27 protein-coding genes and 1 tRNA gene are annotated in these 25,959 nt (G+C 65.3%); 21 read left to right on the top strand and 7 right to left on the bottom strand.

From position 1 onward, the window contains the following. Positions 1 to 140: 140 nt before the first annotated feature. The 11 genes from dusA (at position 141) to C515_RS0118205 (ending at position 7,552) form a co-directional block, all read left to right on the top strand. Entirely contained in the window at positions 141 to 1,151 is a 1,011-nt protein-coding gene (gene dusA / locus C515_RS0118255; RefSeq protein WP_081687063.1) for a tRNA dihydrouridine(20/20a) synthase DusA, read from the top strand. Then, on the top strand, positions 1,148 to 1,789 hold the full coding sequence (locus C515_RS0118250; RefSeq protein WP_028456668.1) for a retropepsin-like aspartic protease family protein: 642 nt from the start codon (positions 1,148 to 1,150) through the stop codon (positions 1,787 to 1,789). The genes dusA and C515_RS0118250 overlap by 4 nt, the downstream gene beginning before the upstream one ends. A gap of 3 nt (positions 1,790 to 1,792) precedes the next feature. Next, positions 1,793 to 2,386 carry an RdgB/HAM1 family non-canonical purine NTP pyrophosphatase gene (rdgB, locus tag C515_RS0118245; RefSeq protein WP_028456667.1) on the top strand — a complete coding sequence of 198 codons (594 nt, stop codon included), beginning with the start codon at positions 1,793 to 1,795 and terminating at the stop codon, positions 2,384 to 2,386. Beyond that, positions 2,383 to 2,613, top strand: a complete 231-nt coding sequence (locus C515_RS0118240) for a hypothetical protein (RefSeq protein ID WP_051305102.1) — start codon at positions 2,383 to 2,385, stop codon at positions 2,611 to 2,613. The genes rdgB and C515_RS0118240 overlap by 4 nt, the downstream gene beginning before the upstream one ends. Positions 2,614 to 2,825: 212 nt before the next feature. After that, positions 2,826 to 3,239: a nucleoside diphosphate kinase regulator gene (gene rnk, locus C515_RS0118235; protein ID WP_028456665.1), complete on the top strand. Its 414-nt coding sequence runs from the start codon at positions 2,826 to 2,828 to the stop codon at positions 3,237 to 3,239. 74 nt (positions 3,240 to 3,313) lie between these two features. After that, positions 3,314 to 4,510 (top strand): radical SAM family heme chaperone HemW, encoded by a 1,197-nt coding sequence (gene hemW, locus C515_RS0118230; protein ID WP_028456664.1) that lies wholly within the window; start codon positions 3,314 to 3,316, stop codon positions 4,508 to 4,510. 104 nt (positions 4,511 to 4,614) lie between these two features. Then, positions 4,615 to 4,690, top strand: a tRNA-Thr gene (locus C515_RS0118225). Positions 4,691 to 4,974: 284 nt separating this feature from the next. Then, positions 4,975 to 5,991, top strand: a complete 1,017-nt coding sequence (locus C515_RS0118220; RefSeq protein ID WP_028456663.1) for a type II secretion system F family protein — start codon at positions 4,975 to 4,977, stop codon at positions 5,989 to 5,991. Positions 5,992 to 6,155: 164 nt separating this feature from the next. Beyond that, entirely contained in the window at positions 6,156 to 6,332 is a 177-nt protein-coding gene (locus C515_RS23865) for a patatin-like phospholipase family protein (RefSeq protein ID WP_158380884.1), read from the top strand. Between the two features lie 84 nt (positions 6,333 to 6,416). Beyond that, a complete protein-coding gene (locus tag C515_RS21945) occupies positions 6,417 to 7,283 on the top strand; it encodes a patatin-like phospholipase family protein (RefSeq protein ID WP_051305101.1) in 867 nt (288 codons plus the stop codon). Beyond that, the gene (locus C515_RS0118205; RefSeq protein ID WP_028456662.1) at positions 7,280 to 7,552 is read left to right on the top strand and encodes a hypothetical protein; all 273 of its coding nucleotides are present in this window, start codon (positions 7,280 to 7,282) and stop codon (positions 7,550 to 7,552) included. Before C515_RS21945 ends, C515_RS0118205 begins: the two co-directional genes overlap by 4 nt. Positions 7,553 to 7,601: 49 nt before the next feature. Here the strand turns inward: C515_RS0118205 and C515_RS22835 are convergent, their stop codons facing one another. The 3 genes from C515_RS22835 to hemN all read right to left on the bottom strand — a co-directional run bounded on the left by C515_RS22835 (position 7,602) and on the right by hemN (position 10,736). Beyond that, a complete protein-coding gene (locus C515_RS22835; protein WP_028456661.1) occupies positions 7,602 to 8,399 on the bottom strand; it encodes a DUF4184 family protein in 798 nt (265 codons plus the stop codon). A 126-nt stretch (positions 8,400 to 8,525) separates the two neighbouring features. Continuing rightward, on the bottom strand, positions 8,526 to 9,185 hold the full coding sequence (locus tag C515_RS0118195; protein WP_028456660.1) for a sulfite exporter TauE/SafE family protein: 660 nt from the start codon (positions 9,183 to 9,185) through the stop codon (positions 8,526 to 8,528). Positions 9,186 to 9,326: 141 nt separating this feature from the next. Beyond that, on the bottom strand, positions 9,327 to 10,736 hold the full coding sequence (gene hemN / locus C515_RS0118190; protein WP_051305100.1) for an oxygen-independent coproporphyrinogen III oxidase: 1,410 nt from the start codon (positions 10,734 to 10,736) through the stop codon (positions 9,327 to 9,329). A 149-nt stretch (positions 10,737 to 10,885) separates the two neighbouring features. Here hemN and fnr point away from each other — a divergent pair, with 149 nt between their 5' ends. The 4 genes from fnr (at position 10,886) to C515_RS0118170 (ending at position 14,328) form a co-directional block, all read left to right on the top strand. Continuing rightward, positions 10,886 to 11,635 (top strand): fumarate/nitrate reduction transcriptional regulator Fnr, encoded by a 750-nt coding sequence (fnr, locus tag C515_RS0118185; protein ID WP_051305099.1) that lies wholly within the window; start codon positions 10,886 to 10,888, stop codon positions 11,633 to 11,635. Positions 11,636 to 11,640: 5 nt separating this feature from the next. Further along, a complete protein-coding gene (locus tag C515_RS24295; protein ID WP_028456657.1) occupies positions 11,641 to 12,339 on the top strand; it encodes a hypothetical protein in 699 nt (232 codons plus the stop codon). A gap of 24 nt (positions 12,340 to 12,363) precedes the next feature. Next, entirely contained in the window at positions 12,364 to 13,107 is a 744-nt protein-coding gene (locus tag C515_RS0118175) for a dienelactone hydrolase family protein (RefSeq protein WP_028456656.1), read from the top strand. A 69-nt stretch (positions 13,108 to 13,176) separates the two neighbouring features. Then, positions 13,177 to 14,328 carry a glycerate kinase gene (locus tag C515_RS0118170; protein ID WP_043650420.1) on the top strand — a complete coding sequence of 384 codons (1,152 nt, stop codon included), beginning with the start codon at positions 13,177 to 13,179 and terminating at the stop codon, positions 14,326 to 14,328. Positions 14,329 to 14,774: 446 nt separating this feature from the next. On the opposite strand, the gene C515_RS0118165 is transcribed toward C515_RS0118170, so the two are convergent. The 4 genes from C515_RS0118165 to C515_RS0118150 all read right to left on the bottom strand — a co-directional run bounded on the left by C515_RS0118165 (position 14,775) and on the right by C515_RS0118150 (position 17,952). Further along, positions 14,775 to 15,251 carry a substrate-binding periplasmic protein gene (locus C515_RS0118165; RefSeq protein ID WP_028456654.1) on the bottom strand — a complete coding sequence of 159 codons (477 nt, stop codon included), beginning with the start codon at positions 15,249 to 15,251 and terminating at the stop codon, positions 14,775 to 14,777. 6 nt (positions 15,252 to 15,257) lie between these two features. Continuing rightward, positions 15,258 to 15,578, bottom strand: a complete 321-nt coding sequence (locus C515_RS0118160; RefSeq protein ID WP_144290555.1) for a transporter substrate-binding domain-containing protein — start codon at positions 15,576 to 15,578, stop codon at positions 15,258 to 15,260. A 96-nt stretch (positions 15,579 to 15,674) separates the two neighbouring features. Continuing rightward, a complete protein-coding gene (locus C515_RS0118155) occupies positions 15,675 to 16,523 on the bottom strand; it encodes a sulfurtransferase (protein ID WP_028456652.1) in 849 nt (282 codons plus the stop codon). 643 nt (positions 16,524 to 17,166) lie between these two features. Further along, on the bottom strand, positions 17,167 to 17,952 hold the full coding sequence (locus C515_RS0118150) for an inositol monophosphatase family protein (RefSeq protein WP_028456651.1): 786 nt from the start codon (positions 17,950 to 17,952) through the stop codon (positions 17,167 to 17,169). A 188-nt stretch (positions 17,953 to 18,140) separates the two neighbouring features. Here C515_RS0118150 and C515_RS0118145 point away from each other — a divergent pair, with 188 nt between their 5' ends. The 6 genes from C515_RS0118145 to C515_RS0118125 all read left to right on the top strand — a co-directional run bounded on the left by C515_RS0118145 (position 18,141) and on the right by C515_RS0118125 (position 25,451). Next, positions 18,141 to 19,154 carry a putative 2-aminoethylphosphonate ABC transporter substrate-binding protein gene (locus tag C515_RS0118145; protein WP_043650417.1) on the top strand — a complete coding sequence of 338 codons (1,014 nt, stop codon included), beginning with the start codon at positions 18,141 to 18,143 and terminating at the stop codon, positions 19,152 to 19,154. Between the two features lie 832 nt (positions 19,155 to 19,986). Then, entirely contained in the window at positions 19,987 to 21,096 is a 1,110-nt protein-coding gene (locus C515_RS0118140; protein ID WP_245575063.1) for a putative 2-aminoethylphosphonate ABC transporter ATP-binding protein, read from the top strand. After that, the gene (locus C515_RS0118135; RefSeq protein WP_028456648.1) at positions 21,093 to 22,793 is read left to right on the top strand and encodes a putative 2-aminoethylphosphonate ABC transporter permease subunit; all 1,701 of its coding nucleotides are present in this window, start codon (positions 21,093 to 21,095) and stop codon (positions 22,791 to 22,793) included. Before C515_RS0118140 ends, C515_RS0118135 begins: the two co-directional genes overlap by 4 nt. Before the next feature lie 62 nt (positions 22,794 to 22,855). Beyond that, positions 22,856 to 23,437, top strand: coding sequence for a phosphonate degradation HD-domain oxygenase (locus tag C515_RS0118130; protein ID WP_028456647.1), 582 nt, complete (start codon positions 22,856 to 22,858; stop codon positions 23,435 to 23,437). Between the two features lie 622 nt (positions 23,438 to 24,059). After that, a complete protein-coding gene (locus C515_RS23855) occupies positions 24,060 to 24,347 on the top strand; it encodes a hypothetical protein (RefSeq protein WP_144290554.1) in 288 nt (95 codons plus the stop codon). A gap of 3 nt (positions 24,348 to 24,350) precedes the next feature. Further along, complete coding sequence (locus C515_RS0118125; RefSeq protein ID WP_028456646.1) at positions 24,351 to 25,451, top strand: 2-aminoethylphosphonate--pyruvate transaminase; 1,101 nt, start codon at positions 24,351 to 24,353, stop codon at positions 25,449 to 25,451. Positions 25,452 to 25,959: the final 508 nt, after the last annotated feature.

Here is a 25,959-nt window from a genome sequence, read left to right as displayed (position 1 = left end):
GACACCGCGCCCGGCAATCCGGCCCTGGCAAGCACCGGAAACACCGGCCTGACACCCGCAGGCGCGACGCGCACGGGCTTCCGGCGTAAAATCGGGCTTTGCCTGCCCCGCCAGCCTTACGGCCCCATGCTGCCACGCCAATGACCCAGACCCTTACCGACACCGCCCTGCCCGCGCGCCGCCGCTTCTGCGTGGCCCCCATGCTCGACTGGACCGATCGCTTCTACCGGCGCTTTGCCCGCGAATTGTCCAGCCAGGCATTTCTGTACACCGAAATGGTCAATACCGGCGCCATCCTGCATGGCGACCAGCAGCGCCATCTGCGCTTTGACGCCATCGAACATCCGCTGGCCCTGCAGCTCGGCGGCTCGGACCCCGCCGATCTGGCGCGCTGCGCAAAAATCGCCGAGGCCTGGGGTTATGACGAGGTGAACCTGAATGTGGGCTGCCCTTCCGAGCGCGTGCAGTCGGGCTCCTTTGGGGCCTGCCTGATGCTGGAGCCGGCGCTGGTTGGCGACTGCCTGCGCGCCATGCAGGATGCCTGCTCGCTCGACATTACCGTCAAGCACCGCATCGGCATCGATGCGGTCGAGGATTACGGCTTTGTCCGCGATTTTCTGGGCCAGCTGGCGGATACCGGCTGCAATACCTTCATCGTGCATGCCCGCAATGCCATCCTCAAGGGCCTGTCGCCCAAGGAAAACCGCGAGATTCCGCCGCTGAAGTACCACTATGTACACCGGCTCAAGGCGGATTTTCCCGATCTGGAAATCATCATCAACGGCGGACTCACCAGCCATGAGGCCTGCCTCGCCCAGCTTGCGCATGTCGATGGCGTGATGGTCGGCCGCGAGGCCTATCACAACCCCTGGTTCCTCAACGAGGTGGACCGCCTGTATTACGGCGCCGGCAGCGCCGCCGCCAGCCGGCATGCCGTCATCCATGCCCTGCGCGATTTCATCGAAGCCGAGCTCGTCGCCGGCGTGCCGTTGCGCATCATTGCCCGTCACCTGCTGGGGCTGTTCCATGGCGTGCGTGGTGGCCGACAGTGGCGACGCATGCTCTCCGATGCCACACTACTGAAAAATGCCGGCTGGCCGCTGATCGAAGCAGCGCTGGCGGCGGTGGAGACCAACGAGGAGCCCTCATGAAACGCATTCTGATCACTGCCCTGCTGCTGGCTGCCCCCGTGCTGCATGCAGCCGAAGTCACCCTGATTGCCACCATGGGCAGCAAGGCCATTTTCAGCATCAACGGCCAGCGCAAGACGCTCTCCGCCGGGCAGACGCTGGATGGCCTGCGCGTGCTGCGCATCGACGGCGAAAGCGCCAGCATCGAAGTGGACGGCAAGCAGCGCACGCTGAAACTTGGCCAGGGGTATGTCTCTACAGCCTCGGGCAATAATGGGGTCGGGAGCAATACCATCGTCATGAATGCCGATGAGCTGGGGCATTTCAATACCGATCTCGCCATCAATGGCAGCACCGTGCGCGCCACCATCGACTCCGGCGCCAGCATGCTGGTACTCTCCGCGCCGACCGCGAAGCAGCTGGGCGTCAGCCTCAGCGGCGGCCAGGCCGGCAGCTCGCAAACCGCCAATGGCGTCATCCGCGTCACCGTGGTGACCATCCCGCAGCTGCGCGTCGGCGGCGTGACGCTGTACGACGTCAAGACGCTGGTAACGGAAAGCAATGATCCGCAGATTGCCCTGATCGGGAATTCGGTACTCAGCCGCTTTCAGATCAAGACCGAAAACAACATCATGACACTGACCAAAAAGCCCTTCTGAGCCATGCACAAGATCGTTCTCGCCAGCAACAACGCCGGCAAAGTCAAGGAATTCAACCGCCTGCTCGAGCCGCTGGGCTGGGTCGTCATCCCGCAGGGCGAGCTGGGCGTGGGCGAGGCGGACGAGCCGCACGCCACCTTCATCGAAAACGCGCTGGCCAAGGCGCGCCACGCGGCGGCGGCCACCGGCCTGCCGGCGCTGGCCGACGATTCCGGCATCTGCGTGCACGCACTGGGCGGCCAGCCCGGCGTGCTCTCCGCACGCTTCGCGGGCGAGCCGAAATCCGACGCGCGCAACAATGAAAAGCTGATCGCCGAGCTGGCCGGCAAGACCGATCGCCGCGCGTATTACTACGCGGCGCTGGTGCTGGTGCGCAGCGCCGATGATCCGCAGCCGCTGATCGCCGACGGCATCTGCGCCGGCGAGATCGTCGATGCGCCCCGTGGCGACGGCGGCTTCGGCTACGACCCGCATTTCTGGCTGCCGGAATTTGGCAAGACGGTCGCCGAAATCGGCGCCGACGAGAAATCCGCCATCTCGCACCGCGGCCGCGCCATCCGCGCGCTGCTCGCCAAGCTGCAGGAGACCGGGCTATGAGCGCCTGCGGCAACGAAGCACGCTACGCGATCTGGACGCGTGCCGACGGCACGGTGGTGTCATGCACCGAGAAGGTCAAGGTGATGAACGAGAATCTGGACGAGCTGAGCCAGATGCTGCAGGACGCCTATGAAGACGGCCTCTTGATGGAAGTCACCCCGCAGCAGATGAAGGACGTGCTGCACAAGCTCGTCGACGCGCTGTACGACCCCTGGGACGCGCGCTGATCGTACACGGTGGGCACAGCAAAGATACCCAAGCGCCTGTCCTGCCACAACCAAACAACTGCAAAGGCTGCAAGCACATACCCAAGGGCAGAACGGACGAACAGGTCCAGGGCGCGAACCAAATCCGCGCCCGCTTGTCTAAACCAGTCAACCTTCACAGGCCAGCAGCCATGCTGGCCTGTTTTCTTTGGCCCTGTTTGTTGGAGCACGCCATGACCACTCTGCCGCCCATCACCGTATCGAGTCTCGACAGCGCCCGCCTGTACGCGCTGCTGGAGCGCCTGCCCGCCAGCGCCTTTGCCGAAGCCGAGGCACTCGAAACGGAGCTGGGCCGCGCGGCCGTGCGCGAGCCGCAGGACATGCCGCCCGACGTGGTGACGATGCGCTCGACCGCGCGCTTCGTCATGCAGCCCGGCGGCAAGGAGTTCGAGCTGACGCTGTGCTATCCGGACGAACTGGACGGCAGCCCCGGCAAGGTATCGATCACCGCCCCCATCGGCAGTGCGCTGCTGGGGCTGGCGGTCGGTCAGGAAATTACCTGGCCGGCGCCGGGTGGCCGCCAGGTCACCGTGCGCCTGAAGGAAGTCACCTGGCAGCCGGAGCGCGAAGGTTTCCTGCGCCTGTAACCGGCAAACGGCCCGCCACATGGCGGGTTGTTTTTTTTGCGATAATGCGCGGCTGCCACCACCCGCCTCCCGCCATGCACACCATCCCGCTATCCAGCATCCGCCGCGCCCGGCCCGCCGGCAGCCTGCAACTCACCGCCCTGCCGCCGCTGGCGCTGTACATCCACTTTCCGTGGTGCGTGAAGAAATGCCCGTATTGCGATTTCAACTCGCACGCACAAAAAGACGGATTGCCGGAACAGCAGTACATCGCCGCGCTGCTGACCGACCTGGAATCCTGTCTGCCGCTGATCTGGGGCCGGCCTGTCGTCTCGATTTTCATGGGCGGCGGCACGCCCAGCCTCTTTTCGGCCGCCGCCATCAACACGCTGCTCGAAGGCATACGCGCGCGCGTTAAGCTGCTTCCCGATGCCGAAATCACGCTGGAAGCGAACCCCGGCACCTTTGAAGCCGAGAAGTTCGCCGGCTACCGCGACGCTGGCGTCAACCGGCTCTCGATCGGCATCCAGAGCTTCGACGATGCGAAACTGAAGGCGCTGGGGCGCATCCACGGCCGCGACGAGGCGCTCGCCGCCATCGGGATCGCCCGCCAGCACTTCGACAATTTCAACCTCGACATCATGTACGCGCTGCCCGAGCAGACGCTGGACGAAGCGCTGGCCGACATCGACACGGCGCTTGCCTGCGGGCCGACGCACCTGTCGGCCTACCACCTGACGCTGGAACCCAATACCCTGTTCCACCGCTACCCGCCGGCGCTGCCCGACGACGACCTCGCCGCCGACATGCAGGACGCCATCGAGGCCAGACTCGCCGCCGCTGGCTTCGAGCATTACGAAACCAGCGCGTTTGCCCGGCCAGGACGTCGCGCGTTTCACAACCTGAATTACTGGACCTTCGGCGACTACCTGGGGCTGGGCGCCGGCGCGCACGCCAAGATCAGCTTCCCCGACAGGATCGTCCGCCAGCTGCGCTACAAGCAACCCGGTGAGTATCTGGCGCAAAGCCAGGCAGGCTCTACGCTGCAAAGCGAAGAGGTGGTAGGTATCGAGCAGTTGCCCTTCGAGTTCATGCTCAACGCACTGCGGTTGACCGGCGGCTTCGACCTCGCCATTTTCGAGGAACGCACCGGCCAGCCGCTCGCCAGCGTGCTGCCCGAAATCGAGCGCGGCATCCGGGACGGCCTGCTCGAGCGCAACGGCAACTGGCTCGCGCCCAGCGCCACCGGCCGGCGCTTTCTGAACACGCTGCTGGAACGCTTTCTGAAATAGCTGACAGATCAAACGCTTATTGAAATTACCGGAAAACGCCCCCTGCCAGCATGGCCAAAGCGCTTGCACCATCCGGTCGAGATTGCTATAGTGCGCACCTCTTAGCCGATGTAGCTCAGTTGGTAGAGCACCTGACTTGTAATCAGGGGGTCGCGAGTTCGATTCCTGCCGTCGGCACCAAGACAGTCAAAAAGGCCAGCAAGCAATTGCTGGCCTTTTTGCTTTGGCTCTTCCCGACCGGCAAGACTCTACCGCCCAAACCCGCCCCCAGCGAAGCCGGCTCCGCCTGCGGCATGCCCAGCAGCAAGTTACTGTCCTGACGCCGCCCAGGGGTCAAACAGGGACAAATCGAGCAAAGCAAAATCCCGGCAATTGCGCGTGACAAGCCCGGCTTCTACCTGCGACTCGCCACTTCCCGCCTGCTTGGCCATACTGCAGCACCAGCCACTATCCGCCATGTCGCCATGCCTGCATCCGCCCCACCGCTTCCCCTCGCCCTGCGTGCGGAACTCTTCAGCCAGCTGGCCGCCCTGGAAACTGCCGGCCTGCCGACGGACAGGGCGCTGGCGAGTCTGCGCCTGCCCAAACCCTTTGCCGAGCGGCTGGAGCGCATGCGGCTGGCCGTCGCACGCGGGCAGCCGCTAGGGCAGGCGGGACGGCAGAGCCGGCTGTTCACGCCGCTGGAGGCCGAGCTGGTCGGCGCGGCCTGCGCGGGCGGCAGCCCGGCGGCAACCTACCGGCAACTGGGTGAACACTATGCCTTGCAGGCGCGCCTGCTCGGCCAGGTGAAGGCGCGGCTGGCACTGCCGGCGCTGCTGGTAGTGCTGGGCCTGCTGCTGGCGCCGATTCCCGATGTCGCCGCCGGGCGCACCGGCGTCGGCGGCTATGTGCTGGGCATTATCGGACCCTTGCTGCTGCTGGGCGGGCTGGTCGCCGGCCTGCGCTGGCTGTGGCGGCAAGCGCAGAATGCCCCCGGTGGCGGACTGGCGGATGCCCTGCTCGGCCTGCCGCTGCTGGGGCGCTGGATGGTGCGCCAGGCGCAGCGCAATTTTCTCGCCAGCCTGGGCCTGCTGGCCGAGGCGGGCATGCCGCTCTTCGATGCCATCCCGCTCGCGGTGGACAGCATCGGCCCGGCGAGCCTGCGCCGGCAGGCCGGGCGCCTGCTGCCAGCCCTGAAAAATGGCGCAACACTGACCCAGGCGCTGGCAAAGGCAAGCTGGCTCGGCGATGAACGCGTACTGGCGCTGGTGAATACCGGCGAATCCAGCGGCGAGCTGGCCGCCATGCTGCTGCGCCTGGCCAGGCAGCTTGACGAGGAGCTGGCGCACACCGCCAGCGAAGTCGCAGCCTGGCTGCCGCGCATCCTGTATGCGCTGGTTGCCCTGTGGCTGGCGGCCAACATTCTCGGCAGCGGCGCCTTCATGCCGCGCGTGCCGGCCGAGCTCTCGGGCATGGCGCTTCCGCTGGCGCACTCGGGCTGAGCTAGCAGCACGCGGCGGGCACGGCCAGCGCCTCGCCAGCTTCCAACAACATGCTGCGCTGCAAAAAGAATTTGCTGCATCGCAGCAAATAAATCTTGCTATCCGCGCAATGCCGTCTATTCAGGATGAGGACAACTGTCATTACCTCACCCCGGGAGTTTGCAATGAGCAGCAAGAAACCACGCATCGCATTGATCTTGCAGGGCGGCGGCGCGCTGGGCGCCTACCATATCGGCGCCTACAAGGCCCTGCACGAGGCCGGCCTCGAGCCGGACTGGTTCGCGGGCATTTCCATCGGCGCCATCAATTCCTGCATTCTGGCAGGAACGGCGCCGGCGTAGCGCCTGCAGCAGCTGGAAACCCTGTGGGAAGAAATCTCCCGTCCGGATCTGAGCGGCGAGCTGCTCAGCGGCGACCTGCGCCGCATGTACAACAAGCTCAGCTTCATGAGCGCGGTCACCTTCGGCCAGCCCAATTTCTGGCAACCGCGCTTTCCCAGCCCGCTGCTGCTGAAAGACATGCCGACCGAGCAAGCCAGCTACTGCAATACCGCGCCGATGCTCGACACCCTGCAAAGACTGGCGGATTTCCAGCTGATCAACAGCAAATCCGTTCGCCTCTCGCTGGGCGCAACGCGGGTCACCACCGGCGACCTGGTGTTCTTCGACAACCAGCAGCAGCAAATCGGCCCCGAGCATGTGCTCGCCAGCGGCTCGCTGCCGCCAGGCTTTCCCGCCACCGAGGTGGAGGGCGAGCTGTACTGGGATGGCGGCTGCGTGTCGAACACGCCGCTGGATGCCATTTACGAAGGCGACGAGGATGGCCACACGCTGGTCTTCATGATCGATCTGTGGGATGCGCACGGCAAGGCGCCGCGCAATATGGATGAAGTGAGCTGGCGACAAAAGCAGATCCAGTATGCCAGCCGCACCAGCCACCATATCGACAAGCTGGCCAGCCTGCACAATCACCGCCGCGCCCTGCATCACGTGACGCGCCAGAACAAGGCCGACGTCAGCGCGGTCAGCGACGATCTGCTGCTGGACAGCCACAATGGCGAAGCGACTTACGACATCGTGCACCTGATCTACCAGCCGGCCGCCGACCAGATTTCGGACTCCGATGCCGAATTCTCGCGCTCGTCGATTCTCGAGCGCAGCGCCGCCGGCTATGCCGACATGCAGCGGGTACTCAAGGCCAAGCCCTGGGCCAGCCACGCCCGCCCGGCGCATATGGGCAGCAGCGTGCATACGGTACGCGGCGAGCGGATCAGCAGCAGCAATCCGGCATGACCCCCCGCCCGCCCCTGCGCGCACAACTTGCCGGCGCACTCCGGCAAGTTGTCGGCAACCGCTACCTCAACATCACCGTGGGCATCGTGCTGCTGGCCTGCTCTGGTGACGAGGTGCTGCTCGGCTTCAGCGACGGTATCAATCTGAACGATATCAACGCCTCGCTGGGCGTCACCATTGCCGGCCTGGCGCACATCCTGAAATCCCTGCCCGATTTGCTGGAAGGCCTGGATTATCTAGAGTCGGAATTTCCGGACAAGCAGGCCTGAGCAAACGGGCTGAAGCAGAGCCAACCCAGCCACACCGCAAGCCTGCCGGTCAGCCTGACACGCTGGCCGGCAGTGCTCCGCTGCCGCGCACGATACGCCCGGCGAGCAGGCTGCCCAGCAGCAGCACTACCGTGGCCAGCACGATGCTGCGCACCACCCAGACTTGCAGCAGCTGCAGATCGAAGGGTGCAGCGCCCAGTGTCCGGTAGGCCAGCGGCACGGCGACGAGGCCGGAGATGGCCAGCAACACCAGCATGACACGTCTGCTCTGTCCGGCAGAAAGGCCGCACTCATCCGGACAGCCCCGCGCGTAACGCCCGCATTCCCGCACAAACGCCCGGTACAGCAACAGCACGCCCAGCACGCTGCTGCCGTATTGCAGCAGCTTGAATACCGGAATGCTCAGCCCCGGCCACAGCGGCAGCCTGTCGGCCAGCCAGGGCCAGTACAGCACCAGCCCGCCATAGCGATGCGTCGCCATGTCCCAAAGCAGATGGGTGGCCGCGCCCAGTGCACAGGCCAGCAAGACCCGCGCGCTCAGCAAGGCGCGCCAGCCGCCCGGCAAGACCAGCGCCCGGTCGAGCACGAGCCGGCTCCCCGCAGGCAGCAGCAACAAGCCATCGCGCGCCAGGACGCGCAACAGCTGCAGAATCAGCAGCGCCGCCGGCACAGCAAAACACAACAGGCCAGACCAGGAATGCGCCTGTCGCGCCAGCGCGAACTGGCCGATGTAATAGCCGGCATCCGGCGCCAGGCTACCGGCGATCAGCGCCGGCAGGGGCAGGCAGCCGCCGGCCAGCCGGTAAAGGGGCAATACGGCGGCGGGATGGGCAAAGGTCCAGGGCATGGGGCTCTCGTGCAGGCGCGGCGATAGGCACGCAATGCCGCGAGCATGGACTGGACCGATGGAAAGACGATGGAGGCGGTGTGGAGAAATGATGGAGGGCGGATGCGCCCGCGAGACTGGCAAGGATCAGAACAGCGGCGCCAGCAGCCGCCACAGGCCCAGCAGCATCAGCGCGCCACCGGCCAGCTGGCGGAACAGCGGCCGGCGCAGCGTGGCCAGCAGCCAGCCGCTGGCGCTGCCGATGAGCAGCAGATTGGGCAGCGTTCCCAGGCCAAAGGCCAGCATGATGCCGGCCCCCTGCCAGGGGCTGGCGCTCGCCAGCGCGGAGAGGCTGGCGGTATAGACCAGACCGCAGGGCATCCAGCCCCACAGCAGGCCCACCGCCAGGCTTTGCCCGACATGCCGCACCGGCAACAGGGTGCGCAGCAGCGGCTGGATGTGCCGCCACACGGGAGCGCCCAGCGCTTCGAGCTTCAGCAGCCAGCGGTTCCAGCCGGCAACGTAGGCGCCCATCAGCACCAGCAGCAGATTGGCCAGCACATAGAGAACCAGCTTGATTTCCTGGAGTATACCGATGGAAGCAAACGAGGCCATTGCCCCCAGAATCATCCCTATCAGGGTATATCCGGAAATCCGCCCCAGGTTGAACGCCAGCTGATGTGGCCAGCGCGGCCCCGGCGGCAGCTTGATGCTGAAGGCCGCGACCACGCCGCCGCACATGCCCAGGCAATGCCCGCCCCCGAGGAGACCCGCCAGAAACAGGGCAAGGATGTTCAGCTCGGGCATGCTGGGCGTGCGGAGCGAGGAGTGAGTGTTAGAGGGCGAAAGGCTTGCCGGTGAGCGCGGCACAAGGGCCAGGCATCCAACTCTTGCCACAGCAGGCAATTCACCCTAGCCACCTCACTCCTCACCCCTCGCTCCTCACATCTAGATCAGCTTCGAATAGCGGGCCTGAGTGTGCCGCGTGCGCAGATAGCGGTCAAATACCATGGCGACCGAGCGCACCAGCAGCCGCCCGCGCGGCAGCACGCGGATGGCTTCCTCGTTGATTTCCACCAGGCCATCGGCGACAAAGGGCTGCAACGCCAGCAATTCTTCCTCGAAATAGCGGGGAAAATCGATCATGTAACCAACCTCGAAAGGCTGGTAAAACAGTTCGAACTGGCACATCAGCGCCTGGATCACCGCGCGGCGCAGCAGGTCATCCGGCCCCAGATGCATGCCCCGCACCACCGGCAGGTCGCCGGCATCCAGCCGCGCGTAATAGTCGTCAAGCTCCTTGGCATTCTGGTTGTAACTCGCGCCGACCTTGCCGATGGCGGATACGCCGAAGGCCAGCAGGTCGCAGTCGGCGTGCGTCGAATAGCCCTGGAAATTGCGATGCAGGCGGCCCCGCCGCTGGGCGATTGTCAGCTCGTCGCTGGGCAGGGCGAAGTGATCCATGCCGATAAAGACATAACCGGCCTCCTCCAGCCGCTGGATCGCCATCTGCAGGATATCAAGCTTGATTTCCGGCGCCGGCAGCTCGTCGGCATTGATGCGGCGCTGCGGCATGAAGCGCTCGGGCAGGTGCGCGTAGTTGTAAAGCGAGATGCGATCCGGCCGCAGGCGGACTACCTGTTCCAGCGTGGCGGCCACACTGGCCAGCGTCTGCCTGGGCAGGCCATAGATCAGGTCGACGCTGACCGACTTGAAGCCATACATGCGCGCGGCCTCGATCACCAGACGGGTCTCGTCGTAACTCTGGATGCGGTTCACCGCCTCCTGCACCGCCGGATCGAAGTCCTGGATGCCCACGCTCATGCGGTTGAAGCCCAGCCGCGCGAGCAGTTGCACGGTCTCCATGCCCACCTTGCGCGGATCGATCTCGATGGAGAACTCGCCGCCCGGCTGCAGGTCGAAATGCGCATTGATCGCGGCCATCAAGCGCTCAAGCTGCTCGTGGCTGAGAAAGGTCGGCGTGCCGCCGCCAAAATGCAATTGCCGCACCAGGCCCTTTTTCGGCAGCAGGCCGGCCTGCAGGCCGATCTCGCGGATCAGGTAATCCAGATAGCGGTCGGCGCGGCTTTTGTCCTTGGTAATGACCTTGTTGCAGGCGCAGTAATAGCAGACGGTATTACAAAAGGGGATATGGAAATATAATGACAGCGGCTTGGCCAGTGAGCCCGGCGCGCGCTGCGCCAGCACCCGGCGATAGTCTTCCGCGCCAAAACCGGCGCCAAAACGGTCGGCGGTCGGGTATGAGGTGTAACGCGGGCCATTGCCGTCGTAGCGGACAATCAGATCCCGGTCAAACACCAGATGCTGGGTATCGTTCACAATGGATTCGGTCGACATGGCTGTTCCGTCCTGATTTATAATGTATTTTGCGCTTTTGGTCGGGCGCAGCTTAGCCCTTACCGGGTTTGCGCCGACTTGATGTAGATCAACTTCACTGGGGCGGTGGTACTATTGGCTGAACCGACCTAGGCACTCTGGATAATTGAATGGCTTTGCAATCCCCCATCCCGGTACGTGACGTTTCCTTCCGCACCCTGCGTCAGTCCTGCTCGAACTGCAGTCTGCGCGAACTGTGCCTGCCGGTCGGGCTGGATCAGGATGAACTGAAGCAGCTCGACGCCATCATTTCCCAGGGTCGCCCGATCAAGCGCGGCGAAGCGCTCTACCGCGCCGGCGAGCCTTTCCGCTCGCTGTTCGCCGTGCGTCTGGGCTTTTTCAAGGCCAGCGTGATTTCCGAGGACGGCCGCGAGCAGGTCACCGGCTTTCACATGACCGGCGAGCTGATGGGCATGGATGCGATCAGCTCCGACCACCACACCTGCGACGCCATCGCGCTGGAAGACAGCGAAGTCTGCGAGCTGCCCTTCACCGACATCGAAACGCTGGCGCGCGATGTGCCGGCGCTGCAGCACCATCTGTATAAAGTGATGAGCCGCGAAATCGTCCGCGACCACGGCGTGATGCTGCTGCTGGGCAATATGAAGGCCGAGGAGCGTCTGGCCGCCTTCCTGCTCAATCTCTCGCAGCGTTTCGCCATTCGCGGCTATTCGGCCATGAGCTTTCACCTGCGCATGACGCGCGAGGAAATCGGCAGCTACCTGGGCCTGAAGCTGGAAACCGTCAGCCGCACGCTGTCGAAATTCCAGGACCAGGGCTACATCAAGGTACAGAACCGCCTGATCGAGCTCGTCGACGTCGACAGCCTCAAGCGCCTGCTCAACAGCTGCCAGGGCTGAGCAAGATGGCCGCGCCTCTGCTGGTCATCACCACGGAGGCATGCCGGGCCCTGCTGGCCGCCCGCTGGCAGGACAGCACCATCCGCTTTGCCCTGCCCGATGCACCCTTGCCGGGCACGGCCGAACTGGCGGCCACGCCCGCCATCCTGCTGGTGCAGTTGCCGTTTGCCCAAACCCGCGAACTCGCCACCCGGCTGGCGCGCCCCTGCGCGGATGTCTGGCTGCACGCCAGCAGCGCCGGCGTGACGAGTGGCTTCATGCTCGCCGCCGGCGGCGACCAGGCCACGCTGCAGCTGGTGCAAGCGCGGCTGGATGCGCTGGCCCCTTACCCCACGGCCTGGCTGCACGCCGGCGCAACCGGCGCCGCCAGCTTCTGCGGCGAGACCGTGGCCCGGCTATTTGCCAGCCAGAACATGCAGCTGCTGCTGGGCATGACCCAGCAGGTGCTGGCCAGCCCGCCCGGCGCCGCGCCGCACCCCACCCTGCTGGCCGCCATGCAGAACTATATGAACGAGCAGGCTGCTTGCGCACGCCAGCTGCAGCAACTGGCCCGCGACTATCTGGCGCAGGCCGGCAGCGAAGCCCCCTTCAGCCCCCATCATCCGCAAACCCGGCTGTTCGGCCTGGAGCAGCGCGATGCCGGCCTCGCCCCCGCCACGCAACTGGCCCATCTGCTGAACGCCTACCTGCCTGTCCAGCCCTGATTTCTCTCCCCAACGGAACCCGCCATGCTGATCCAATGCGACATCGTCGACCTGCCCACGCCCACCGGCACCATGCGCACCTATGTGCACCGTCCGCAAGCCGCAGGCCGCTATCCGGTCATCCTGCTGTACTCGGAAATCTTCCAGCAAACCGGGCCCATCGAGCGCTCGGCGCGCATCATGGCAGGCCACGGCTATGCGGTGCTGGTGCCGGAAGTCTTTCACGAACTGAACCCCATCGGCACCGTGCTGGCGTATGACGACGCCGGGCGTGACAAGGGCAATGCCGACAAGGCCGCCAAGGATGTCTGCGGCTACGACAGCGACAACCGCGCCATGCTCGACTGGGCGAAACAGCAGCCATGGAGCGCCAACCGCTTCGGCGCCATGGGCTTTTGCATCGGCGGCCACCTGGCGTTTCGCGCCGCGCTGCAGCCGGAAATCGAGGCGACCGCCTGCTTCTACGCCACCGACCTGCATTCGCAAGTCATCCCCAACCAGCCCGGCCAGCACAGCATGGAGCGCATCCAGGAGATCAAGGGCGAAATGCTGATGGTCTGGGGCAAGCAGGATCCGCACATCCCGCCAGCCGGCCGCGCCAAGGTCTACCAGGACATGGCCGCCGCCAATCTCGACTTCACCTGGCACGAGTTCAACGGCGTGCACGCCTTCATGCGCGACGAGGGCGATCGCTACGACGCGGCGCTGGCGCTGCAGGGCTACCAGCTGGCACTGGAACTGTTCGGCCGCAAGCTGCGCAGCCATTAAAACAGGTATATCGCTGCAGCCATTGCTGGAAAATGGCTGCAGCGATATACCCAGCAATCCATATTCCCCATGCCCGCACTGCGCAAGATCATCGTCGCCCCCGACTCCTTCAAGGAAACGCTGAGCGCTAGCGTGGTGGCCACCGAGATAGCCGCTGCGCTGCGCGCACAGCTGCCGCATTGCGAGGTCGTCGAACTGCCGGTTGCCGATGGCGGCGAAGGCACGCTGGACGCGCTGCTCGCCGCCACGCAAGGCCAGCGCCGGATCGCGCGCGTGCATGATCCGCTGGGCCGGCCCATCAACGCCGAATGGGGTCTGCTGGGCGACGGCGACACCGCCATCATCGAGATGGCCAGCGCCAGCGGGCTGGCGCTGCTGGCGCCACACGAACGCAATCCGCTCATCACCAGCAGCGCCGGTACCGGCGAACTGATCCGCGCGGCACTTGACGCCGGCGCGCGCCGCTTCATGCTTGCCATCGGCGGCTCGGCCAGCAATGACGGTGGCAGCGGCATGCTGAGCGCGCTGGGGCTGCGCTTTCTCGACCAGGCCGACCAGGTCTTGCCGCCCGGCGGTGCGGCACTGGCGCGGCTCGCACGCATCGACCTCGCCGGCCTGGATACGCGGCTGGCCGAGTGCAGCTTTGCCGTGGCCTGCGATGTCGACAATCCGCTGACCGGGTCGCAGGGTGCCTCGGCGGTGTTTGGCCCGCAGAAGGGGGCGACGCCCGCAATGGTGATCGCCCTCGATGCCGCGCTGGCGCATTACGCCCGGATCATCCACGCCACACGAGGGCTCGATGTGGCGCAGCATCCCGGTGCGGGCGCTGCCGGCGGGGTGGGCGCGGCGGCACTGGCCTTTCTGGATGGCAGCCTGCAGCCCGGCATCGAGCTGGTGCTCGATGCCATCGGCTTTGCTGAACAGCTGGCCGGCGCCGATCTGCTCATCACCGGCGAAGGCCGGCTGGACGGACAAACGCTGCACGGCAAGGCGCCGATCGGGGTGGCGCGACGGGCACACGCTGCAGGCCTGCCCGTCATCGCCATTGCCGGCAGCCTGGGCGAAGGCGCGGAACGGCTGCGCGAATGCGGCTTCAGGGCCGTCTTTGCCTGCGTGCCGCGGCCAATGACAGCGGCCGAAGCGCTGCGGGACGCGCGTGAACGCCTGCGCCATACCGCCGAACAGGTCGCGGCGCTGCTGGCGCTGACGGACCGGGACTAGCGCAGAAAACCGCCGGCGAGAGCCGGATAAAAAGCAACACAGAGGCGCAGAGAAAACAGCCTCCTGATTATTGATCCGGCCTTCAGAAGTTTGAATTTCCGTAGGAGCGAGCTTGCTCGCGAAGCCTTGCTGATCGCGAGCAAGCTCGCTCCTACGAGTGAAAACATCAGAGGGCCGGATCAATAGGTAGCCATCTCAGCAAAGAACAATTCGTCATTCCCGCAAAAGCGGGAATCGAGCTGCAATGCCTGATCGAGCGACACTCTGGATGCCGGCTTTGACCGGAGGGAATCCCAGTGGGACGCCGGCATGGCGAGTTGCTCAGCTGGCTGCCTAATCAGGAACAGCCTTGTGCCTTTCCTCTGCGTCTCTGCGTTGAAAGATTCTCGCTGGCTGTGGCCAGCGCAAAGGCGGTCAGGATATGGCAGGGCCAGCTTGCCGGGCGATCACTTGCGCGCCGCCTGCGCCTGCTGGTTGATGTCCTGCCGGCTGAGTTCGAGCAGGCGCTCGAATTCACCACTCTGTTTCAGCGCAGCCAGCCCGGCATTGAACTTGCTTACCAGCTCCGGCCCATCGGCGCGCTTGCGGCTGATGACCACATGCAGCGGCGCCGTCCAGTAGGCCTTGGCCGGGCAGCTCAACTGCGCCGCCTCTTCCGCCTTGAGCTGCGTGGCCATCAGATAGGGGCCGACTTCGGCATCGATGGGGAACAGGTCGATGCGCCTGCTCAGCAGCTTGCGGAAATTATTGACGTCGCTGTTGGCATAATCGACATGCAGCTGACCGTTCTCCGCCAGCACGACAAACTGCTCGGAGTAATAATTGCCGGTGGTCGCCCCCACACGATGCGGGGTCAGGTCAGCCAGCTCATCCCAGGCATACGTTTCGCCCTTGCGCTGGCAGAACACCATGCGCAAGGCCATGACCGGCTAGGTGTAGTGGAGGTCCTTCTCGCGCTCGGGCGAACGCGCCCAGCCGAAGCTGCCATCGTAAAGGCCGCGTCGCGGCGCTTCGATGGCGCGGTTGTTCGGCGTGGGCACCAGGGTCACGGCAATGCCCGCGCGCGCAAAGGCCGCCACCACCACGCGGCTCATCAGCCCCTTGTGCGGCAGATTCTGGCCCATGAAGGGCGGGTAATCCTGCAGCGTCAGCGTTACGGCCTTGCTGGCGGCCAGCACCGGCGCGCACGCCATCCCCCCCAGCAGGATGCCCAGCGCCAGCCGGCGCAACTGCTCAGACAGGTTTTTCATCGTGTGCCCCTTGTAAGCCATATTCTTACTAAATCATGCCGGCAGCAAAAACCAAAGCGGCTTTGCCAGCAGCCTCCCTGTTCGGCAGCCGGACGGTCAGACCGCTGCCGTGCTGACCGGCCGGCCCGGCTCGCTGCACCATTCGCTCCATGATCCGGCATACAGCCGGCCGGTCGGCAGGCCCGCCACGGCCAGCGCCAGCTGGTTGTGGCAGGCGGTGACCCCCGAGCCACACTGGTGCACGACCGCTTCCGGCGAGGCCGTACCCAACACCTCCAGCCACTCGGCGCGCAACTGCGCCGCCGGCTTGAAGCAGCCGTCGGCCGCGAGGTTGTGCATGAAAAAACGGTTCTTCGCACCGGGGATGTGGCCGCCCACCGGGTCCAGCGTTTCGCCGATGCCGACAAAGCGCTCGGGACTGCGCGCATCGACCAGCGTGAAGCGGGGCTGCGCCAGATTGGCGGCGACCTCGTCGACGCGCACCACGCGCGTCGCGTCGGGCGTCGCCGCAAACTGCGCGGGCGCCGGAACAACGGTCTGTGTGTCAACGGGCGCCCCCGCCGCAAGCCAGGCCGGCCAGCCGCCATCGAGCACCTGCACCGCTTCGTGCCCCAGCCAGCGCAGCAGCCACCACAAGCGCGCGGCAAACGGCCCGCCGGCGGCGTCATACGCCACCACGTCCGTGTGCTGGCCGATGCCGGCCGCAGCCAGTTTCTGCGCCAGCGTTTCGGCATCCGGCAGCGGATGGCGGCCATTGCGGCCAGTCATTGCGCCGGACAGATCGTCGTCCAGATGCAGAAACACTGCCCCGGGAATGTGGCCGGCGGCAAAGGCGGCGCGCCCGGCCTGCGGATTGGCCAGCTCGTGGCGGCAATCGACCACCACCAGCCCGGCCTCGCCCAGCCGGGTCTGCAATTCGGATACGGTAATCAGCGGATTGGGCATGCTGTCAGCTCCACGGCAAAAGTGGACAGCTTGCCCGAAAGGCAGGAAAAGCGACACCCGCATGCAAGCCGATGTCGCGCAAGGGGCATGAAGAAGTGAAAACAGCCGGGGAAAATTGTCATGCAGGCGGTGTGCAGTCCTATCGTCGTTATCTCAGGCCGAGGCAATGCACAATCTGATTATGTCATTCCATCAGGAAGCAAGGTTTTCAGCGCCTCCGGCGCAGCGTTTTGATACCGGGTGTGCCCGGCGGCACGTCAGGGGGCTTGTCTTGCCAAGCCCCCCGACACCCCCAAGGCGCGCCCGGTCAGCCGCCCCGCTACGCGGGGTGCCTTGCGATGCTCGTTTTTCCGGGGACGCGGGACAACTCGGGCTGCGCCCTCAAACACGTCCCGCGCCTGATCCCGGAAAAACTGCGCTTCTCAGCGGCTTTCAGGGCAAATCGTACTAACCAGCGCCTTTGTTTCTCGGGCTTCCTGAAGCAGAGAAATAAGTAGGAAACACAACGCAGAGGTCAGAGGCTCAGCGAAAAACAGGAGCAAAATCGTTGCATGGGCAAATGATGCGTTCCTCTGCTCCTCTGCGTCTCAGCCTTGCAGGCTCGTCGCCGTCTCCGGGCGGATGGCCGCGCAGACGGCCGGGCCTACACCTCCTGCATGAAGGCGAGCGCGGCAGCATGCAGCTGCGGATTGCATGCCGCCAGCACGCGGCCGGTGTCGGCGCTGGCCACCGTCAGCGGCCTGCCCTGCCAGTCGCTCATCCTGCCGCCGGCGGCATTCACCACCGGCGCCAGCGCAGCAAAGTCGTGCAGCTTGAGGCCCTCTTCCACCACCACTTCCAGCCAGCCGCTGGCGACCTGCGCATACAGGTAGCCGTCGCCGCCCCAGAGCTTGTAGCGGCAGGTATTGGCCAGCGCCTCAAAGGCAGCAAGGCCTGTGGGCAGATACTCTGGCCCCGTACTGCCGATGCGCGCGCGCGTCAGGTGGTCGGTGGCATTGGCGCTCACCGGCTCGCCGTTGAGCGTGGTCGGCACGCCCTCGCCGCCCAGCCAGCGCTCGCCGCTGATCGGCTGGTTGATCACGCCCAGCACCGGCACACCGCGATGCAGCAGGCCGATCAGCGTGACGAACAGCGGGCGGCCCACGGTGAAAGATTTGGTGCCATCGACCGGGTCGAGCACCCACACCCATTCGGCATCCGCGCGTTCCGCGCCGAACTCCTCGCCGATGATGCCGTCCTGCGGACGCGCTTCATTGATCAGCGCGCGCATCACGCGCTCGGCCTCGCGGTCGGCCACGGTTACCGGGCTGTCATCCGACTTGTCATCAATAGCAAAGGCGCTGCGAAACAGCGGGCGAATGGCGGCGGCGCTGGCGTCGGCCAGCTGGCTGGCGAGCGCGATCAGCTCGGCGGGGATGGAGATGCTCATGGTCGGGGCTTCCTTGAATTTGGGGAAACGCTATCACAGCGCGCGATCAGCGTCATGGCCGGCGGCGAAAAGGCCGGCCGGGTCGAGGCCGGCATCATGCCCGACAATCGCAAAATTCGTCTAGACGTAATTTGCCTGTCACATCCGGCTCGCACAATGCGCTCATCCCAACTGCTGGAACCCTTGCGATGAAAACCCTGAGCACCCTCACACTCGCCCTGCTGGCCACCTTCGCCGGCCATGCCTTTGCCGACACGACGCTGACCGTTTACACCGCGCTGGAAGCCGACCAGCTCAAGGCCTACCAGGAAAAATTCGAGCAGGAAAACCCCGGCATCAAGCTGAAGTGGGTGCGCGATTCCACCGGCATCATCACTGCCAAGCTGCTGGCCGAAAAAGCCGCGCCGCAGGCCGACGTGGTGATGGGCGTCGCGGCGTCCTCGCTGCTGGTACTGGAAAAGGAAGGCATGCTGCAGGGCTACGCCCCCAGGGGCGTGGACAAGCTCAGCAAGCAGTACGTGGACGACAGCAATCCGCCGGCCTGGGTGGGCATGGATGTGTGGGGCGCGACGATCTGCTTCAACACCGTCGAAGCCGCCAAGCTGGGCCTGAAAAAGCCGGAAAGCTGGCGCGACCTGCTCAAGCCCGAATTCAAGGGCAAGATCGTGATGCCGAACCCGGCATCCTCCGGCACCGGCTACTTTGACGTCACCGCGTGGCTGACCATCTTCGGCGAGAAGGATGGCTGGGCCTATATGGACAAGCTGCACGACAACATCGCGCAGTACACGCACTCCGGCTCCAAGCCCTGCAAGCAGGCCGCCGCCGGCGAGTTTCCGGTTGGCATCTCGTTTGAATACCGCGCGGCCAAGCTGAAAGAAAGCGGCGCGCCGATCGATCTGGTCTTCCCCAAGGAAGGCCTGGGCTGGGATGTGGAAGCCACGGCGATCATGAAGGGCACGAAGAACCTGGACGCGGCGAAGAAGCTGGCCGACTGGGCCGCGTCGAAATCCGCCAACGAGCTGTATGAAAAGAACTTCGCGATTGTCGCCATGCCGGGCATTGCCAAGCCGAACCCGCACATCCCGGCGGATTATGAAAAGCGCCTGGTGAAGCAGGACCTGCGCTGGTCGGCCGCCAATCGCGACAAGATTCTGGCCGAGTGGACGAAGCGTTATGACGGCAAGTCGGAGAAGAAGTAAGCGATTGAGGCTCATCGAGTTGAGCTGCTGAATCGGGCTTGTAGGAGCGAGCTTGCTCGCGAACGCGCATGTTTAGCGCCTGCGGCGCGGTGTTTGCATGCGCGTTCCGCCGCGCGCACGGGAAGGAGGCTTTGTCTCGGCAAAGCCCCCTTCACCCGAAAGCCGAGCCCGCTCCGTCGCCCCGCTACGCGGGGTGCCCTGCGATGCTCGTCTGCGGCAGCGACGGGGGGCAACTCGGGCTTCGCCCTCAAACACTCCCCCCGTCGAAACCCTGCCGCAGACTGCGCTTCTCGGCGACTGCGAGGGCATCGCATCCTAAGCAGCAGCACGACATACCCATGCGGTGATAAGCCCAAAACCTAATAATTTAAATGGCTGCAGCTGCATACCCACTATTGCATGGCGGGTTACGCCGTTGGCTAACCCGCCATACGAATCTGGGGAGAAACGCAACGTCGTTCCCGCGTAAGCGGGAACCCAGAAAAGCAAATCCTGGATGCCCGCCTGCGCGGGCATGACAAGCAAGGCCTTGGCGATAGCAACTGGCGCGAATTAGTACCTCACTGCCCTCGCAGTCGCCGAGAAGCACAGTTGCAGCCAGGGTTTCGGCGTGACGAGTGTTTGAGGCCGAAGGCCGAGTTTCGGCGCGCCGCTGGCTGCTACGAGCATCGCAGGGCACCCCGCGTAGCGGGGCGACGGAGCGGGCGCGCCTTGGGGGTGTCGGGGGGCTTGGCAAGACAAGCCCCCTGACGTGCCGCCGGGCACACCCGGCATCAACACACCCGCGCCACAAGGCGCTTAAAAAACCAGCAACACCAGGCAAAAGCAAACCATGCACCGTGACCTGCCCGAATCCCTGACCATGAACCCCACCCCCTATCTGTCGCTCACCGGCATACGGAAACGCTTCGGCGCGCATACCGCGCTTTCCGGCATTGATCTGACCATCCGCCAGGGCGAGTTTGTCTGCCTGCTGGGGCCGTCGGGCTGCGGCAAAACGACGCTGCTCAGAATCATCGCCGGGCTGGAAGGCATGGATGACGGCCGCATCGCCCGCGACGGCCGGGACATCGGCCGGCTACCGCCGGCGGCGCGCGATTACGGCATCGTGTTCCAGTCCTACGCGCTGTTTCCCAACCTCACCGTCGCGCAGAACATCGCCTATGGCCTTACCGGCCGGCGCGAGGACAAGGACAGGCGCGTGACGGAATTGCTGGCGCTGATCGGCCTGCCGGCCATTGCCGGCAAATACCCGGCGCAGCTCTCGGGCGGCCAGCAGCAGCGCGTGGCGTTGGCGCGCGCACTCGCCACCTCGCCGGGGCTCTTGCTGCTCGACGAACCGCTCTCGGCACTCGATGCACAGGTACGCGAGCATCTGCGCGGCGAAATCAAGGCGCTGCAGCGCCAGCTCGGCGTCACCACCATCATGGTCACGCACGACCAGGAAGAAGCGCTGACCATGGCCGACCGCGTGGTGGTGATGAATCATGGCGTGATCGAGCAGATCGGCACGCCCGAACAGATCTACCGCCAGCCCGCCAGCCGCTTCGTCGCGGACTTCGTCGGCCAGTGCAACTGGCTGACCGGCACCGTGCTCTCGCCGGGGCAGCTGCGCGTGGGCGACGGTATCGTCAGTGCGCCGGCCGCCAGCGAATTGGCCAGCGGCGCGCAGGTCGAGCTCTTCCTGCGCCCCGAGGATGTGCAGATCGACCCGCGCTGGGAGCCTTCGCCCAATAGCGCGCTCGCCGAAGTACAGCAGATCGAGCTGCTGGGCAGCCTCTATCGCCTCACCCTCTCCGTGCCGCAATGGGGCAATCTGCAACTGCTGGCCGACATCAGCCACCGCCAGCTCGTGCAGCTGGCCATTGGCGACGGCCAGCGCCTGCCGGTGCAATTGCCCGCCGCCAGCCTGCGCTGCTTCGGCACCGTGGAGGCCGCATGAGCACGCTGACGCTGCCCACCCCGCCCCGCAGCGCAGCCCGCCGTGCTTCGAGCGAGTGGCTGGCATTGCCGCTCGCCGGCATCGCCCTGCTGGAGCTCGTCATCCTGCTCGCACTGCCGCTCATCGCCATCCTCGGCCAGGCCGTGCACGACCCGGACACCGGCGTCTGGGGGCTTTCGCAGGTAGCGCCCATCCTCGCCTCGCCGTCACTGCTGCAGCAGGTAAAAAACAGCTTCGCCGTTGCGCTGACCACCAGCCTGATTGTGCTGCCGCTCGCCTACGGTTTCGCCGCCGCGCTCACGCGCAGCGCCATGCCAGCCAAGGGGTTGTTTCGCGCACTGGCGCTGATTCCGCTCCTGGCGCCGTCGCTCTTGCCCGGCATCGCGCTCGTCTACCTCTTTGGCAATCAGGGCGTGCTCAAGGGCCTGTTTCCCGACGGCATTTACGGCTTCTGGGGCATCGTGATCGGCGAGGCGTTTTACACCTTTCCGCATGCGCTGATGATCCTGGTCACCGCGCTGTCGGTCGCCGACGGGCGGCTGTATGAAGCGGCCACGGCGCTGGGCGCCGGCCGCGTCCGGCAGTTTTTCACGGTGACGCTGCCCTCGGTGCGCTTCGGGCTGGTTTCCGCCGCGATGGTCGTGTTCACGCTCGTCATCACCGATTTCGGCGTTCCCAAGGTCATCGGCGGGCAGTACAGCGTGCTGGCGCTGGAAGCGTACAAGCAGGTGATCGGCCAGCAGAATTTCCCGCGCGGCGCGGTAATCGGCGTGCTGCTCCTGTTGCCGGCGCTGTTTTCCTTCGCCGTTGACCACCTCGCCCAGCGCCGCCAGCAGGCCTTGCTCACCGCGCGCGCCCAACCGCTGCAACTGCGCCGCCAGCCGCTGCGCGATGCGCTGGCGTTTCTCTTTTGCACGCTGGCCGGCGGCGCGCTGCTGCTCATTCTGGGAACGGCCGTTGCCGCCGCGCTGATCAAGCTCTGGCCCTACAACCTCGGCCTGACCTTCGACCACTTCGACTTCAGCAATGTCGATGGCGGCGGTGCAGAAGCCTTTGTGAACAGCCTGAAGATGTCGGCGCTGACCGCGCTGTTTGGCACGGCGCTGGTGTTCGGCGCGGCCTGGCTCACGGAAAAGGTCGGTGTCGCGCGCCGGCTGCAGCGCCCGCTGCACCTGCTCGCCATGCTGCCGATGGCCGTACCCGGGCTGGTGCTGGGCCTGGGCTATGTGTTCTTTTTCAACGAGCCGGCCAATCCGCTGCACGGCCTCTACGGCACGATGACGATACTGGTGCTGTGCTCGATCGCGCACTTCTACACCACGGCGCATCTCACCGCCGTCACCGCGCTGCGCCAGCTCGACCGCGAATTCGAGGCCGTTTCCGCCTCGCTGCAAGTGCCGTTCTGGATTACCGCCTGGCGCGTCACGCTGCCGGTGTGCCTGCCGGCGGTGCTGGACGTGGCCCGCTATTTCTTTGTCGCGACGATGACCACCGTCTCGGCGGTGATCTTCCTCTACACGCCGGATACGGCGCTGGCGTCCGTCTCGGTGCTGAACATGGACGACGCCGGCGACACCGCTGCCGCCGCCGCGATGGCCACGCTGATCGTCGCCGCCTCTGCCACTGCCTGCCTGCTGTTTGCCGCACTCCAGTGGCTGCTGTTGCGCCGCACGCAGCGCTGGCGCAATCCGGGCTGAACCATACCCATGCACACATACACCCACAGCCCTTACCCATGAAAGGCCACAGGGATATACCCATGAAGCACCCCGCCATCACCTGCCTCGACGAGCTTGAAGCACTGTTTGCCGGCGCCGGCGGGCAGCTCTATGGGGGCGAAGCCATCAGCCAGCTTGAACACGCGCTGCAGGCGGCGCTGGCCGCCGAAAGCGAAGGCGCCACGCCTGAGCTGATCGTCGCCGCGCTGCTGCACGACGTCGGCCACCTGATCACCGGCCAGGGCGACGACGATGTGGAAAACGGCAGCAACGACCACCACGAAGCCATCGGCGCGGTCGCGCTTGCAGCACTGTTCAGTGAGGACGTCTGCCAGCCCATTGCGCTGCACGTCGCCGCCAAGCGTTTCCTGTGCGCGACCGAGCCGGGCTACATCAAGCGCCTCTCGCCGGCTTCGCTCGCCTCGCTGAAGCTGCAGGGCGGAATCATGGATTCGCTTGAGGCGGCCCGTTTCGCCGCCCGCCGTCACGCTGCGGACGCCGTGCGGCTGCGGCGCTGGGACGAGGTGGCAAAGGTGCCAGGGCTGGCCACGCCGCCGCTTGCGCATTATCTGGGGATTGCACAGCGGGTGATGGTGAGGGGGAGCTTGCATGCTGCGTTCTGAACATGCGGCTCTGAGCCTCGCTGGTTTGCTCGTGCTCTGCGCGCAAACCGCCTCACCGCCTTTCATGCGTCATTCCGGCGCAGACCGGAAGCCAGTGGCGGCGTTTGCAGTTGCGGTCTGGATAAGGGCCTTTGGCGGCATGACATGGCGGCTCTTTCATGCATGTTCTGAGAAGGCTTTTTTCAGCGCCTTGCGGCGCGATGTTTTGATGCCGGGTGTGCCCGGCGGCACGTCAGGGGGCATACTGCACCCCACAAAGTCTGCGACTTTGCGGGGGCCCCGCGCTTGCCAAGCCCCCCGACACCCCCAAGGCGCGCCCGCTCCGTCGCCCCGCTGCGCGGGGTGCCCTGCGATGCTCGTCTGCGCTTCTCGGCGACTGCGAGGGCATCACCTACTAAACGCATTGCAGCATACCCATGCAGCGATAGCCCCAAAGCCCAAGAAATTGTCTGGCCACAGTCATATACCCACGAAGAACAACAGGAAGGCACAGCGCTTTTCCGACCTGCAAATTATCACCACAGCCGATTAGCACGCCCCGCCCTGAAGCCGCCGAGAAGCGCAGTTGCGGCCAGGGTTTCGGCGCGACGAGTGTTTGAGCCCCGCAGGGGCGAGTTGCGGCGTGCCGCTGGACGTAACGAGCATCGCAGGGCACCCCGCGCAGCGGGGCGGCGGACCGGGCTCGCCTTTTCTTTGGTTCATTTCTTTTGGCGAGACAAAAGAAATGAACCCGTCCGCCGGGCGGAACCGGCATGTAAACACCGCGCCGCAAGGCGCTAAACCAACAGACAAGCCACCGTATACCGCCAAACCCATTAACAGAAAAAAGCTCCAGACCAATACCCATACGCCGGCGGGCATCCCCCGCCATTTTCTGGCGCCAAATATTCATCTAGACAACAAGGACTAACCCATGCGCGAACCCGTACTGCTCACCCCCGGCCCGCTGACCACCAGCCTCGCTACCCGCAGCGCCATGCTGCACGACTGGGGCTCGTGGGACAGTGCCTTCAATGATCTCACCGCCAGCGTCTGCCGCGACCTGCTGGCGATTGCCAACGGCGAGAGCAGCCACGTCTGCGTGCCGCTGCAGGGCTCGGGCACGTTTGCCGTCGAGGCCGCCATCGGTACGCTCGTTCCGCGCGACGGCAAGCTGCTGGTGCTGGCCAACGGCGCCTACGGGCTGCGCATGGCGCGCATCGCGGCGGTGATGGGGCTGCCACACACGGTGCTGGAATGGCCCGATGGCACGCCGGTCGACCCCGACGCCGTGGCCAAGACGCTTGCCGCCGACCCGGCGATCAGCCATGTCGGCGTCATCCATTGCGAAACCGGCACCGGGCTCTTGAACCCGCTGGGCGAAATTGCCGCCGTCGTCGCCCTGGCCGGGCGCGCGCTGATTGTCGATGCGATGTCGTCGTTCGGTGCACTGGACATCGACGTCGCCACCACGCCGATCACCGCCGTCATCGCCGCCTCGGGCAAATGCCTGGAAGGCGTGCCGGGCATGGGCTTCGTGATCGTGAACCGGGAGGCGCTCACCGCCAGCCTGGGCAACAGCCGCTCGCTGGCGCTCGATCTGGGCGACCAGTACGCCTACCTGCAGAAAACCGGCCAGTGGCGCTTCACCCCGCCCACCCACGTCGTCGCGGCATTGCGCGCGGCGATTGACCAGTATCTGGCCCAAGGCGGCAGGGAACAAAGGCTGGCGCGCTATACCCGCAATGCAAAAACGCTGATTGACGGCCTGGGCCGGCTGGGTCTGCGGCTGTTCCTCGCCCCGGAATTGCAGGCGCCGATCATCCTCACCTTCCATGCCCCGGCGCATCCGGATTATGACTTCAAGGCGTTTTACGAAGCGGTACGCGCGCGCGGCTTCGTTCTGTATCCGGGCAAGCTCACCGAGGTGGAGACCTTCCGCGTGGGCTGCATCGGCGCGATCGACGAGGCGGAGCTGAGTCAGGCGGTGCATGCGATCGGCGAGGTGATGCGGGGGTTCGGGTGGATTGCGTGATGACGCACTCCACGTTCTGCAGGGGTTTTAGCGCCTATCAGCGCGGGGCTTTGATGCGCGATTCCGTCGCGCCGACGGGAAGGGGGATTTGTCCCGGCAAATCCCCTTCACCCCAAAGCCGAGCCCGGTCCGCCGGCCCTTCGGGCTGCCCTGCGATGCTCGCAGGCCACAGCGCGGGTTCGAAACTCGGGTTTCGCCCTCAAACATCTCACCCGCGAAACCCTGTGGCCTGCTGCGCTTCTCGGCGGCTCCAGGGCATCGCGTCCTAACAAGCATGGCGACATACCCATGCAGTGATAAGCCTAAAGCCAAACATAGAAAAGGGCTACAGACATATACCCGTCACTCAAGCCCGTCAGAAGGCGCCTTGCTTTTCCAAGCTACAAATTATCACCACAGCCGATTAGCACGCTCCGCCCTGAAGCCGCCGAGAAGCGCAGTTGCGGCCAGGGTTTCGGCGCGACGAGTGTTTGAGCCCCGCAGGGGCGAGTTGCGGCGCGCCGCTGGA

Origin of the sequence: Chitinilyticum litopenaei DSM 21440 (genome assembly GCF_000428145.1) — a bacterium.
Classification (GTDB): Bacteria; Pseudomonadota; Gammaproteobacteria; order Burkholderiales; family Chitinibacteraceae; genus Chitinilyticum; species Chitinilyticum litopenaei.
This window is presented reverse-complemented; position numbering and strand designations above follow the sequence as displayed.